Below are 12383 nucleotides of genomic sequence, written 5' to 3' on the forward strand. Positions count from 1 at the left end.
GCGTCGAGCGGTGCGGAAGTCCCGTCGCCTCACCACTTTCCCGGTGTCAGTCAGCGGATTCCTCGTGCCGGTCGGTGTCCCAGCGGGTGTGGAAGACGCCGTCGCGGTCGGTCCGCCGGTAGGTGTGCGCGCCGAAGAGGTCCCGCTGGGCCTGCACCAGCGCGGCAGGCAGCCGCTGCGCGCGCAGCGAGTCGTAGTAGGCCAGCGCGGCCGAGAACCCGGGGGCGGGCACGCCCAGCCGGGCCGCGGTCGCCACCACGCGCCGCCAGGCGTCCTGGGCCGCGTCGAGCTCGGCGGCGAACTCCGGGTCGACCAGCAGCGTGGGCAGCGCGGGGTTGGCGCGGAACGCGGCGCGGATGCGGTCCAGGAACGCGGCGCGGATGATGCAGCCGCCGCGCCAGATCGACGCCATGGCGGCCAGGTCGATGTCCCAGCCGTACTGGTCGGCGCCCGCCGCGATCATGTTCCAGCCCTGCGCGTAGGAGACGATCTTCGACGCGTACAGCGCCTGCTCGACGTCCTCGGCCAGCCCGGCGACCTCCCCGGCGCCGACGGTCGGACCGGCCAGCCCCTGCGCCGCCTCCCGCAGGTCGGCGTGGCCGGACAGCGACCGCGCGAACACCGCCTCGGCGATCCCAGGCACCGGGACGCCCAGGTCCAGGGCGGTGTGCACGGTCCACCGGCCGGTGCCCTTCTGCTCGGCCTGGTCGAGCACGACGTCGACGAACGGTTTCCCGGAGGCGTCGGCGTGGGCCAGGATGTCCGCGGTGATCCCGATCAGGTAGGAGTCCAGCCGCCCGGAGTTCCACCGCGCGAACACCTCGGCGGCCTGCTCGGGCCGCAGCCCGCCGGCGCGCCGCAGCAGGTCGTACGCCTCGGCGATGAGCTGCATGTCGGCGTACTCGATGCCGTTGTGCACCATCTTGACGAAGTGCCCGGCGCCGTCGGTGCCCACGTGGGTGCAGCACGGTTCGCCGTCGACGTGCGCGCTGATGCTCTCCAGCAGCGGCCCCAGCGTGCGGTACGACTCGGCCGACCCGCCGGGCATGATCGACGGGCCGTGCAGCGCGCCTTCCTCGCCGCCGGAGATGCCGCTGCCGACGAAGTGGACCCCTCGTTCGCGCAGCGCGGCCTCGCGCCGCCGGGTGTCGTCGAAGTGCGCGTTGCCGCCGTCCATGATGATGTCGCCGGGCTCCAGCAGGGCGGCGAACTCGTCGATCACCGCGTCGGTGGGATCGCCCGCCTTGACCATGACGACCAGCCGCCGCGGCCGTTGCAGCGCGGCGACGAACTCCTCGGGCGACTCGGCGGGCACGAACGCCCCTTCCGCGCCGAACTGGTCCACGAGGTCCCTGGTCCGCTGCGGGGTCCGGTTGTGCACGGCCACGGTGTGCCCGCGCCGCGCGAAGTTGCGGGCGAGGTTGCGCCCCATCACCGCAAGCCCGGTGACCCCGATGTCCGCCTTCTCCGCCATGTCGGTCCCTCCCGCGTCGGCTCTGCCCCGGATGCTTCCACTCCCGGTGCGCCGGGGCATCCGCGTCCTGCGGGAGGCCGCGCAGAGCGCGCCGCCGGCGCCCTGGACGTTGCGGCGGGGCGCCGGCAACGCGTGTGTCAGAGGATGATGACGGTGCGCTCGCCGGGTGCCTCCTTGTGGGTCCAGGCTGCCTCGACCTGGTCCAGCGGGAACGGATGCGGGCGCACGGCCATGCCGCCCGCGGCGATCGCGGCGATGAGCTCGGTGAATTCCCGGTGCATGACCTGCATGGCCACCGAGCCGAAGCCGCTGCCCAGGATCCGGAACGCGTTGGAGCGCAGCGCGTGCCCGGACAGGGTGATCGCGTCTCCGCCCATGCCACCGATCTGCACCCAGTCGAGCAGACGGGTGTGCTGGGTACGCGCTCCGAGGACGGCACGCATAGCGAGTTCGGTGGGTGGCCCCCATACGTAGTCGAGGACCACGTCGACTTCGGCGGCGGCCTCGGCGAGCGCGGCCGCGGTGGCGTCCTCGTCGGGGGTGAGCTGAACGATGTCGTCCGCGCCCTCGGCGGTGAGTTCGTCGAGGCGGGATCGATTGCGTCCGGCGGCGATCACTCGCCCCGCGCCGAGGTGCTTGGCGACCTTGACGGCCATCGATCCGGCGTTGCCGGTCGCGCCGTGCACCAGGACCGACTGCCCTGCTTGGAACGGGACGCGGGTGCGCAGCGCACACCATGAGGACAGGGCGGGGTTCATGGTGGCGACCAGGAGTGCGGGATCGGCTCCGGCCGGGACCGGGATGACGGCGGCCGGATCGATGACGATGCGCTCAGCCAGGGTGCCGGCGCCCATGACCATAACGTAGCCGAGGCTGCCGTCCGCCCGGCGGACGACGGCGTCCGCACCCGCTAGGGCGGGCAGTGCCTTGGGACTCGTGTAGTGCTTACCCGCGGCGATGCCCCGGGTGGCCGGGTGCACGCCGACGGCGAGCACGTCCACCACCTCCTGGCCGGGGGCGGCCTCTGGGGCAGGGATGGACCGGAAGCGCGGCGGCTCGTCGAAGGACTCCACGAGCGCGGCATTGATCATGGACATGCGCGTTTCCCTACGCGGTCGGCCCGTTTAGAAACGGTGTCGTATCTTATTGACCCGAGCGTACGGCCTCGGATTAAGATACGCAAGCGAACCTAATCGCACGGCTACATGCTGTGAAAACGGATATGTGGGGGTAGTGGTGAGTGAGCGGCGCGCGGAGGGCACGCGGCGCAGGGGCGCCGCCCTGGAGAACGCGATCACCGATGCCGCCTGGGAGGTGCTCGTTGAGCAGGGTTACAACGGCTTCACCTACGAGGCCGTCGCAGCGCGCGCCGGAACCAGCAAACCGGTGCTCTACCGGCGCTGGCCGCAGCGCGAGGACCTCCTCATCGCCACACTCACCCGGTACTGGCGTCCACTCGACATCCCTGACACCGGCAGCCTGCGCCAGGACGCCCTCACCCTCCTGCGCACGGTCAACGCCGAGCGGGCCCGCGCGGTGATACTCATGCGCATCCAGCTAGCGGACTACTTCCGCGAGACCGGCACCAACTTCAGCGACCTGCGCAGCCGCCTCCGCCCCGCGGACCAGACGCCCCCCTTCGCGACGCTCGTCGACCGCGCCATCCAGCGCGGCGAGCTTACGGATGTACCGCGACCCGAACGCGTGGTGAACCTGCCCTTCGACCTGGTGCGCCACGACATGCTGATGACCATGGGCGCGGTGCCGGACGAGGCGATCGTCGAGATCGTGGACTCAGTGTGGCTACCCCTGCTCTCTCATGAGGGGGAACCTCACAGCACCACGATCGAGCAGCTCAGCTAGAGCGCGTCGGCGTCGCGTTCCCCGGTGCGGACGCGGACCGCGGTCTCCACCGGGGTGATCCAGAGCTTGCCGTCGCCGACCTCGCCGGTGCGCAGCGCGGCGGTCAGGGCCTCCACGGCGCGTTCGACCTGGTCGTCGGTCAGCAGCACCTCGATGCGGCACTTGGCGACGAAGTCGACCTGGTACGTCGCGCCCCGGTAGACCTCGGTGTGGCCCTGCTGCCTGCCGCAGCCCTCGGCCGCGCTCACGGTCATGCCGACCGTGCCGAGCGCGCGCAGCGCCTCGCGGGCGGTCTCCACCGCGTCCGGGCGCACGACCGCTGTCAGCAGCCTCACGAGGCGCTGCCGCTCGGCACGCGCTCGGTCACGGCGTGCGGGTGCGCGCCGCCGCGGAAGTCGTAGCCGCTCTCGGCGTGCTCGGCCTCGTCGATGCCGCTCGACTCGGCGTCGTGGTGGACCCGGAAACCCATGAGCCAGTGGATAACGCGTGCGATGAGGTACGTCAACACCAGCGAGTAGACCAATGTCACCGCGGCCGCGACGCACTGCCGCCACAGCTGGTCCGCGCCGCCGCCGTACAGCAGCCCGTCGGCGCCGGCGGGGTTCACGCCGCGGGTGGCGAAGACGCCGATCAGCACCGTGCCGACCAGCCCACCGACGCCGTGCACGGCCACCACGTCCAGCGAGTCGTCGAAACCGAACCGGTACTTCAGCCCGACGGCCAGGGCGCAGACCACCCCGGCGGCGACGCCGATCGCCGCCGCGCCCAGGGGTTCGACGTACCCGCAGGCGGGCGTGATCGCCACCAGCCCGGCCACCGCACCCGAGGCGCCGCCGAGGGTGGTGGGCGTCCCGTCGCGCAGCTGCTCGACGACGAGCCAGCCGAGCACGGCGGTGGCGCCGGCGGCCATGGTGTTCACGAACGCGGTGGCCGCCAGCGGTGTGGCGCCCAGCGCGGAACCCGCGTTGAACCCCAGCCAGCCGAACCACAGCAGCCCCGCGCCGAACATCACGAACGGCAGGTTGTGCGGCCGCGCCTGGTGGTGCGGCCAGCCGTGCCGGCGCCCGAGCACCACCGCCAGCGCCAGCCCGGCGGCCCCGGAGTTGATCTCGACGGCGGTGCCTCCGGCGAAGTCGAGCGCCTTGAGCCGGTTGACCATCCACCCGCCCGCCGAGCCGGGCCCGCCGAACCCGTCGACCGCGAAGATCCAGTGCGCCACGGGCACGTACACCGCGGTGAACCACACGGCGGCGAATACCACCCACGGCCAGAACCGGGTCCGCTCGGCGACCGCCCCGACCAGCAGCGCCACGGTGATCACCGCGAACATCAGCTGGAACGAGGCGTAGGCGAACAGCGGCACCCGCTGCCCGGCCGAACCGACCCCGACGTCGGAGAGCCCCCGCATCCCGGCGTGCGCCAGGTCCCCGATCAACCCGCCGAACGCGTCGCTGCCGAACGCCAGCGAGTAGCCGTACAGCACCCACAGCGTCCCGACGACGGCCAGGCACACGAACGTCAGCATCATCACGTTGAGCACGCTGCGGGACCGCACCATCCCGCCGTAGAACAGCGCCAGTCCGGGAGTCATGAACATCACGAGCGCGGCGCTGAGCAGGACCCAGGCGGTGCTTCCGGTGTCGATGACGGCCTCCTCCACGCGTCCTGGCTGACTCGGCCGCACAGCATCGCGCCGCCGCGTTACGCGAAACGGCCACCGGACGTTTCGCCGGTGTAAAACTCCCGGCGCGAGCCGGGAGTTCGTTACCTTCCGGACATTTCTCGGCAATCCCGGTCCACCGTTCGTCCAGTGTGGACATCCGTGGGCGCCGGGCGGGTCGGTTCGGGCGCTCCCGCCCCATCGGCGCAGTTGACGGCACGCGCCCGCAGCTTCCAGAATGTGGTCACGCCGCGTTCGGGAAAACCACGCGCAGCCACCTGCGCGGCCGCTCGCCGAGAGGCGCTGCAACGGACCTGGGTCCGCCACGCTCGGCCAGCGGTACGGACGACAGAGCACGGTAAGGGCGCCTCCTGCGAGGAGGCGCTTTTTTCATGTCATCGCCGTGAACGCGTCGCGGGTCGCTTCCCCGGCCGGGGACCCGGGCGAGCCGACCCGCGAAATCCGGAAGTCATCCGCGCCCGTCGGCGCGACCATTCGTGAACGCGAGGAAGGAAGTCATGAGCGTCAAGCTGCAGAAGGCCAACGGCCTGGAGTTCGCTGTGAAGGATCTGGGGTTGGCTGAGGCTGGTCGGCATCAGATTCGGTTGGCTGAGCATGAGATGCCGGGGTTGATGGCGACTCGGAAGGAGTTCGCGGACAGCAAGCCGCTCAGGGGTGCGCGGATTGCGGGTTCGTTGCACATGACGGTGCAGACCGCGGTGCTGATCGAGACGTTGGTCGCTTTGGGTGCTGAGGTCCGCTGGGTGTCGTGCAACATCTTCTCGACCCAGGACGAGGCTGCGGCGGCGGTGGTGGTCGGCCCGAACGGGAGTGCTGACAAGCCGGAGGGTGTGTCGGTGTTCGCGTGGAAGGGGGAGACGCTTGAGGAGTACTGGTGGTGCACTGACCAGCTTTTCCAGGGTTTCTCGGGGGGCCGGGGTCCGAACATGATCCTGGATGATGGTGGCGATGCCACGTTGTTGGTGCACAAGGGTGTGGAGTTCGAGAAGGCGGGTGCGGTGCCGCAGCCGTCCGTTGACGACCCGGAGGAGTACCAGGTCGTCTTGGAGACGTTGCGTCGGAGTCTGGCTGGTGACGGGCAGCGGTTCACGACGTTGGCCGGGCAGATCAAGGGTGTCACCGAGGAGACGACCACGGGTGTGCACCGGTTGTACGAGCTGGCCAAGACTGGTGAGTTGTTGTTCCCGGCGATCAATGTCAACGACTCGGTGACGAAGTCGAAGTTCGACAACAAGTACGGGTGCCGGCATTCGTTGGTGGATGGCATCAACCGGGCCACGGATGTGCTCATCGGGGGCAAGGTCGCGGTGGTGTGCGGGTTCGGTGATGTCGGTAAGGGTTCGGCGGAGTCGTTGCGCGGGCAGGGTGCGCGGGTGATCGTGACCGAGATCGATCCGATCTGCGCGTTGCAGGCGGCGATGGAGGGTTACGAGGTCAAAACGATCGAGGACGTCGTCGACTACGCCGACATCTTCATCACCACGACCGGTAATTTCGACATCATCACCGCTGAGCACATGGCGCGGATGAAGCATCAGGCGATCGTGGGCAATATCGGGCATTTCGACAACGAGATCGATATGGCGGGGTTGGAGAAGACTCCGGGGATCGTCAAGCAGGAGATCAAGCCGCAGGTGCACGAGTACACCTTCCCGGATGGGCACTCGATCATCGTGTTGTCCGAGGGGCGGCTGCTGAACCTGGGTAATGCGACCGGGCATCCGTCGTTTGTGATGTCGAACTCGTTCACGAACCAGACGATCGCGCAGATCGAGTTGTTCACCAAGCAGGGTGAGTACGACCGGCAGGTGTACGTGCTGCCCAAGCACCTCGATGAGAAGGTCGCCCGGCTGCACCTGGACGCGTTGGGTGTGAAGCTGACCAAGCTGACCAAGGAACAGGCCGCCTACATCGGCGTCGACGTCGACGGCCCCTACAAACCCGACCACTACCGCTACTGATCCCGCCCGGCGGTTTCGCGCGACTCTGCCGCGCGAAACCGCCACCGGGTCAACGCCTTTCGCGGCGGAGCAGACCTGGACATACATCAGGAGGGGCTCCCGGAGCCGAGACGGCCGCTGAGGTTCCGCCACCGGCACCGCTGTGCAAAACGAGACCGCCACGCACAACGAGTCCAAAGACAGGCTCTCAGGCGTTGCCCAGCAGCAGTCCGACCGCCACGATCAGCACACCGCCCACCGCGACCTGCACGACCGACGAGCGCAGCGAGACCGCCATGTAGCGCTTGCGGATCAGCGCGATGGCGGCGAGTTCGACGGCCACCACGACCCCGGCGAGGGTCAGCGCCGTCGGCAGGTGCGGGATGAGGAACGGCAGGGCGTGGAAAGCGCCGCCGAGCGCGGTCATCGCGCCGGTGACGACGCCGCGCGTGATGGCCGAGCCGCGTCCGGTCTGGCTGCCATCGTCGGACAGCGCCTCGGACAGCCCCATGCTGATGCCCGCGCCGAGCGCGGTCGCCAGGCCGACGAACAGCGCCGCGTGCGAACCGGCGAGCATCGCGGCCGCGAAGATCGGTGCCAGCGTGGACAGCGTGCCGTCGATGAGACCGACCAGCCCCGGCTGGACGTAGCGCAGGACGAATTCCTTCTCGTCCTCGTGTACCTTCTCCAGAATCGCCACCATGGCTCCCAGAATAGCGTTTCTGGAATCGTTCCACTAACCAGCATTGCCTAACCGAACCCTCAAAAAAGGCGTGCCTAACCTTTCTTTTTCCGATGCCTCGGGGAATGCTGAGGGAAACCTTCGGAAAGCGAGGTGAGCCTTTCCGAAGTCGCGTTCTGGCAGGTCGCGGGTGGGGTGGCCGTCCTCGTCGGGTTTCCGGTGTCTATCGTGGACGCCGATTCCACGACGTGGTGGGGTGGGCCGCCGTCCGGCTGTGTTCGAAAGAACACCGAAGGTAGCCGCCGCACCGGATGGGGAAAGGTGATGACGGACACTCCCACCAAGATCATCCTGGATTGCGATCCCGGGCACGACGACGCGATCGCCCTGTTGTTGGCGCACGGCGACCCGAACGTCGAGCTGGCCGCGATCACCACCGTCGCCGGGAACCAGACGATCCGGAAGGTGACCCGCAACGCGCTCGCGGTCGCCACGGTCGCCGGGATCACCGGAGTGCCGGTGGCGGCCGGGTGCACCCGCCCGCTGGTGCGCCAGGCCGAGGTCGCCCCCGACGTGCACGGCGAATCCGGGCTGGACGGGCCGCAGCTGCCCGAACCCGCGCTCGAACTGGACTCCCGGCACGCCGTCGACGTGATCATCGACACCGTGCTCGCCCACGAACCGGGCGAGATCACGCTGGTGCCCACCGGGCCGCTGACCAACATCGCGTTCGCCGCGCGCAAGGAACCGGCGATCGTCGAGCGCGTCCGGGAGGTCGTCCTGATGGGCGGCGGCTACCACACCGGCAACAAGTCGGCGGTCGCCGAGTTCAACATCGCCGCCGACCCGGAGGCCGCGCACATCGTGTTCGGCGAGCGGTGGCCGGTGACGATGGTCGGCCTCGACCTGACCCACCAGGCGCTGGCCACCGAGGACGTGGTCCGCTCGATCGCCGCCGTGGACACCGCTCCGGCGCGGTTCGTGGTGGAGCTGCTGGAGTTCTTCGGCCCGGTCTACAAGACCGCGCAGGGCTTCGACGCGCCGCCGGTGCACGACCCGTGCGCGGTGGCGCGGGTGATCGACCCGTCCGTCGTCGGCGTGCGCCGCGCGCCGGTCGACGTGGAGCTGTCCGGCGCGCTCACCCAGGGCATGACCGTCACCGACTTCCGCAGCCCCGCGCCCGCGGACTGCCACACCCAGGTCGCCGTCACGCTGGACCACGAGCGGTTCTGGGCGCTGGTCGTCGCCGCTCTCGAACGCATCGGGGAGGGTGCGCGGTGAGCCAGACCACCAGGCAGACCTCCGCCGCCGCGGGCACCGCCGCGCTGATGACCGCGCTGCTGGCCGCCTGCGTGGCGTTCCAGCTCAACGCGAGCATGCTCAGCCCGGCGCTGGTCACCATGGGGCACGAGCTGGGCGCCGACGACGCGGCCGTCGGGCTGTCGCAGACCGCGTTCTTCACCTCGGGGGCGCTGTTCTCGCTGTTCCTGCCGAGGCTGAGCGACATCGTCGGCAGGCGGCGCGTGCTGGTCGGGATGCTCGTGGTGATGTTGGCGGGCACGGTGCTGGCCGCGGTGTCGACCAGCATCGTCGTCGTGGACGTCGCCCGGGTCGTGCAGGGCGTGTCCGGTCCGACCGTGCCGCTGTGCCTGCTGATGCTGCGCTCGCAGGTCACCGACCCGAAGCGGTACGGCACGATGATGGGCCTGGTCACCGCGGTCAACGGCGGCATCGCCGGGATCGACGCGCTGGTCGGCGGCTGGCTGGCCGCGAACTTCGGCTACCGCAGCGTGTTCTGGGTGATCGCGGTCATCGCGGCGGTGGCGGTGCTGGCCGTGCTGCGCTGGGGACCGGAGTCGCGGCCCTCGGCGGGCACCCGGATGGACTGGCGCGGCGTGGTGCCGCTGGTGGTGGCCGTGGCGGCGCTGCTGCTCGCGCTCAGCGAGGCGGGCGAGCTCGCCGACGCCGACTGGACCTACGTGCTGGGCCTGTTCGCGGTCGCGGTGGTGGCCTTCGCGGTCTTCTGGTTCGCCGAGAAGGCCAGCACGCACCCGCTGGTGCGGCCCGAGGACCTGCGCCGCCGGTCCACGTGGGCGCTGCTGGCCACCACGCTGCTGACCATGACCGGCGTGTTCGCCACCGTCAATGGCGTGGTCCTGTCGTTCGCGCAGAATTCCCAGATCGGTTTCGGGATGTCCGCGGACCTGGCGTCCGTGGTGTTCCTGACCCCGTTCGCGCTCATCGGCTGGCTGGTCGGCCCGTTCGCCGGACGGCTGGCGCCGACCCTCGGCTACCGCCGGGTGCTGCGGTTCGGGCTGGTCGGCACCGCCGTGGTCATGGCGGTGATCGCGCTGGTCGGCGTGCATTCGCTGCCGGTGCTCATCGCGTGCACGGCGTTGCTGGGCGTCACCTACGCAGGCGGCGCGAACATCATCCTCAACGGGCTGGGCGTGGTGCTCTCGCCGCAGGGCAATCCCGGGTTCCTGCCCGGCATGAACGCGGGTGCGTTCAACCTCGGTTCGGGGCTGAGCTTCGCGGTGCTGCCCGCGGTCGAGGTGGCCGGCGGCTCCGGAGCGGAGTCCTCGGCGGGCTACGTGACCGCCATCCTCGCGGGCGTGGTGATCGTCGCGGCGGCCTTCGCCGTGTCCTTCCTGATCCCGCGTCCCGCCGAAGCCGAGACGGCCTGACGCTCGGCTCGCCCGGATCGGCGGGTGGCGGCCGATCCGGGCGAGCCCGGTGCTCACCGCAGGTCGCCGAGGACCTCCTGGGCGGCGCGTTCGCCCGCCTCGGCGCCGCCGTTCATGAAGCCCTGGAAGGCGACCGAGGTGTGCTCACCGGCGAAGTGGACGTTGCCCTGCCGGACCGCCTCGTAACCGGCGTAGCGGTGGCAGTAGTCCGTCGGCCAGTACGAGTACGCGCCGTGCGACAGCGGGTTGAGGTGCCAGGCCGACAGCGTCGACTTGCCGATCCAGGCGTCCCGAACCCCGGGCAGCACCTTGTCGACCGAGTCGAGCACGCGCTCGGTGGTGTCCCTGACGTAGTGGTCGGAGGAGTCCAGGAACGGCGCGGGCGGTCGCAGCGAGGCGGCCGGCCGACCGCCGCCGTACTGGATGAGCACCCCGGCGCGACCGCCCTGGCCGCGCGTGGCGTCCCACACCTGCTGGAACCCGGTGTCGGCGAAGCACTCCCCGTTGGAGACCCCGGGCCACGGGCCCTCGCCGAGGTAGACCCGCGATGACAGCTGCATGTTCAGCTTGGTGCAGCAGCCCATCCGCATCGCGTCGAGGGATTCCCGCTTGCGCCGGTCGAATCCGGCGCGCGAGAGGTCGATGCGCTGCAGGACGCCCAGCGGCACGGCGAGGATCGTGTGGTCGGCGGTCACGTCCCGCCGCGCGCCGCCGGTGTCGAAGGTGAGCGTCTGGGTGCCGTCGGCGTTGGCGCGCAATGCGACCAGCGAGCAGCCGTGGCGCACCGTCCCGGGCGGCAGCGCCGCCGCGATGGCCTCGGGCAGCTGCTGGTTCCCGCCGACGATGTGGAAGCGCTCGTCGGACAGGCCCCACACGTGGAAGTGCCGCGGATCCTGCTGGTAGCCCATGAGGTAGACCAGCCCGAGCGCGGTTTGCTCGGTGGTGTCCGCGCCGTACTCGACGGTGTAGGCGTCGTCGATGAACTGCCCGAGCCGGGAGCCGAGCCCGTCCGGGACGCGGGTTTCGATCCACTCCCGCACGCTCATCCGGCTCAGCTCGACCCCGGCCGGGGTGGAGGTCTGCCAGTCGGTGGTGTCCCCGGCGGCCTCCAGGTCGGCCCGCAGCGCCCGCCACACCGGGCGGAAGTCCTCGTCGGCCTGCGCGCGCGGGTAGTAGTCGCCGAGGAAGTGGAAGACCTCCTCGCCGCCCCGCGGGCCCGCCTTGATCACGTCGACCACGGGCAGCCCGAACCGCTCGCACAGCGCCAGCACGGTCCGGTGGTCGCTGTCGATCAGCTCGCCGCCCCACTCGGTGGTCTGGCCCTGGTCCCAGTAGGTGCGTTCGCTGAACATCCGGCCGCCGAGCCGGTCCCCGGCTTCGTAGACGGTGCAGGCGACACCGGCGTCGTGCAGCGCCAGCGCCGCGTTCAGGCCGGAGATCCCGGCGCCGACCACCGCGATCCGCGGCGCGGTGGCAGCCGAGGCCGAGCTGGTGCGCAGGAGCCCTCCGGCCAGCGCGACACCGCCCGCGAGGGCGCCGTACCGCAGCAGGTCCCGACGGGGCAGGGGGCGGCGCTCGCGGAACTCGTCGACGGGCATCCCGGCCCGCTCGGCGCCGGCGTGGTCGGCGGCCAGGCGTCTCAGCGAGCGCAACGGGGCGAATCTGGGCATGCGGCATCTCCTCCGGTCCGACTGGCGACATGGGCGTCAGGTGGGCGCCGCACCGCGCTCGCGGGGGTCCTCCAGCACGATGCGACCGAGCACTCGGTAGGTGCCGGGCCGGACGCGGCGCAGCAGCAGCGCACCGACCGGCCCGGCGGCGAGCAGTCCCGCGACCAGCCACGGGATCAGGTGGAACAGCGGTGTGGCGGCCTTGCCCGGGGCGGTTCCGAGGTTGGCCACGAGCAGCCACGGCACCGCGCCCATCCCGACGCCGCCGAGCAGCGGGTCCGGAACCAGCCGGTCGTGATCAACGAGACCGACGGGGTTCGCCTCCAACCGGTCCACGCGCGGTGGTGCGGATTCCGCGGTCCGGACGGGATCGGACATCTGCGATC

11 protein-coding genes and 1 riboswitch are annotated in these 12383 nt (G+C 70.6%); of the genes, 4 read left to right on the plus strand and 7 right to left on the minus strand.

What is annotated here, in order from left to right; all coding sequences use genetic code 11:
- Window positions 1–46 precede the first annotated feature (46 nt).
- Together gndA and NV263_RS09900 are read right to left on the minus strand one after the other, a co-directional pair.
- A complete protein-coding gene (gndA, locus tag NV263_RS09895) occupies window positions 47–1474 on the minus strand; it encodes an NADP-dependent phosphogluconate dehydrogenase (RefSeq protein ID WP_263252403.1) in 1428 nt (475 codons plus the stop codon).
- Between the two features lie 137 nt (window positions 1475–1611).
- Window positions 1612–2571: a quinone oxidoreductase family protein gene (locus NV263_RS09900; protein WP_263252405.1), complete on the minus strand. Its 960-nt coding sequence runs from the start codon at window positions 2569–2571 to the stop codon at window positions 1612–1614.
- Between the two features lie 139 nt (window positions 2572–2710).
- Between NV263_RS09900 and NV263_RS09905 the strand changes: the two genes are divergently transcribed.
- Window positions 2711–3337, plus strand: a complete 627-nt coding sequence (locus NV263_RS09905; RefSeq protein WP_263252407.1) for a TetR/AcrR family transcriptional regulator — start codon at window positions 2711–2713, stop codon at window positions 3335–3337.
- On the opposite strand, the gene NV263_RS09910 is transcribed toward NV263_RS09905, so the two are convergent.
- Both NV263_RS09910 and NV263_RS09915 read right to left on the minus strand, forming a co-directional pair.
- On the minus strand, window positions 3334–3672 hold the full coding sequence (locus NV263_RS09910) for a P-II family nitrogen regulator (RefSeq protein ID WP_263252408.1): 339 nt from the start codon (window positions 3670–3672) through the stop codon (window positions 3334–3336). The genes NV263_RS09905 and NV263_RS09910 overlap by 4 nt on opposite strands.
- Window positions 3669–4934: an ammonium transporter gene (locus NV263_RS09915; RefSeq protein WP_380760489.1), complete on the minus strand. Its 1266-nt coding sequence runs from the start codon at window positions 4932–4934 to the stop codon at window positions 3669–3671. The genes NV263_RS09910 and NV263_RS09915 overlap by 4 nt, the downstream gene beginning before the upstream one ends.
- A gap of 352 nt (window positions 4935–5286) precedes the next feature.
- Window positions 5287–5361: riboswitch (S-adenosyl-L-homocysteine riboswitch) on the plus strand.
- A gap of 154 nt (window positions 5362–5515) precedes the next feature.
- Here NV263_RS09915 and ahcY point away from each other — a divergent pair.
- Window positions 5516–6979 carry an adenosylhomocysteinase gene (gene ahcY, locus NV263_RS09920; RefSeq protein WP_263247942.1) on the plus strand — a complete coding sequence of 488 codons (1464 nt, stop codon included), beginning with the start codon at window positions 5516–5518 and terminating at the stop codon, window positions 6977–6979.
- A 187-nt stretch (window positions 6980–7166) separates the two neighbouring features.
- On the opposite strand, the gene NV263_RS09925 is transcribed toward ahcY, so the two are convergent.
- Complete coding sequence (locus tag NV263_RS09925) at window positions 7167–7661, minus strand: VIT1/CCC1 transporter family protein (RefSeq protein ID WP_263252410.1); 495 nt, start codon at window positions 7659–7661, stop codon at window positions 7167–7169.
- A 303-nt stretch (window positions 7662–7964) separates the two neighbouring features.
- Here NV263_RS09925 and uriH point away from each other — a divergent pair, with 303 nt between their 5' ends.
- Window positions 7965–8921 carry a uridine-preferring nucleoside hydrolase UriH gene (gene uriH, locus NV263_RS09930; RefSeq protein ID WP_263252412.1) on the plus strand — a complete coding sequence of 319 codons (957 nt, stop codon included), beginning with the start codon at window positions 7965–7967 and terminating at the stop codon, window positions 8919–8921.
- Window positions 8918–10327: a uridine transporter UriT gene (gene uriT, locus NV263_RS09935; protein ID WP_263252413.1), complete on the plus strand. Its 1410-nt coding sequence runs from the start codon at window positions 8918–8920 to the stop codon at window positions 10325–10327. Before uriH ends, uriT begins: the two co-directional genes overlap by 4 nt.
- Before the next feature lie 53 nt (window positions 10328–10380).
- Here uriT and NV263_RS09940 read toward each other — a convergent pair whose 3' ends face one another.
- Both NV263_RS09940 and NV263_RS09945 read right to left on the minus strand, forming a co-directional pair.
- The gene (locus NV263_RS09940) at window positions 10381–11997 is read right to left on the minus strand and encodes a flavin monoamine oxidase family protein (protein ID WP_317630410.1); all 1617 of its coding nucleotides are present in this window, start codon (window positions 11995–11997) and stop codon (window positions 10381–10383) included.
- A 36-nt stretch (window positions 11998–12033) separates the two neighbouring features.
- Window positions 12034–12375, minus strand: a complete 342-nt coding sequence (locus NV263_RS09945; protein ID WP_263252415.1) for a hypothetical protein — start codon at window positions 12373–12375, stop codon at window positions 12034–12036.
- Window positions 12376–12383: the final 8 nt, after the last annotated feature.

The organism is Saccharopolyspora rosea (assembly GCF_025643595.1).
In the GTDB taxonomy this organism is placed as follows: Bacteria; Actinomycetota; Actinomycetes; order Mycobacteriales; family Pseudonocardiaceae; genus Saccharopolyspora; species Saccharopolyspora rosea.

Coding starts and splice junctions, on each gene's coding strand:
- NV263_RS09915 (WP_380760489.1), bottom strand. CDS start 4,934: ATGTTCATGACTCCCGGACTGGCGCTGTTCTACGGCGGGATGGTGCGG.
- ahcY (WP_263247942.1), top strand. CDS start 5,516: ATGAGCGTCAAGCTGCAGAAGGCCAACGGCCTGGAGTTCGCTGTGAAG.
- NV263_RS09925 (WP_263252410.1), bottom strand. CDS start 7,661: ATGGTGGCGATTCTGGAGAAGGTACACGAGGACGAGAAGGAATTCGTC.
- NV263_RS09940 (WP_317630410.1), bottom strand. CDS start 11,997: ATGCCCAGATTCGCCCCGTTGCGCTCGCTGAGACGCCTGGCCGCCGAC.
- NV263_RS09945 (WP_263252415.1), bottom strand. CDS start 12,375: ATGTCCGATCCCGTCCGGACCGCGGAATCCGCACCACCGCGCGTGGAC.
- uriH (WP_263252412.1), top strand. CDS start 7,965: ATGACGGACACTCCCACCAAGATCATCCTGGATTGCGATCCCGGGCAC.
- gndA (WP_263252403.1), bottom strand. CDS start 1,474: ATGGCGGAGAAGGCGGACATCGGGGTCACCGGGCTTGCGGTGATGGGG.
- NV263_RS09900 (WP_263252405.1), bottom strand. CDS start 2,571: ATGTCCATGATCAATGCCGCGCTCGTGGAGTCCTTCGACGAGCCGCCG.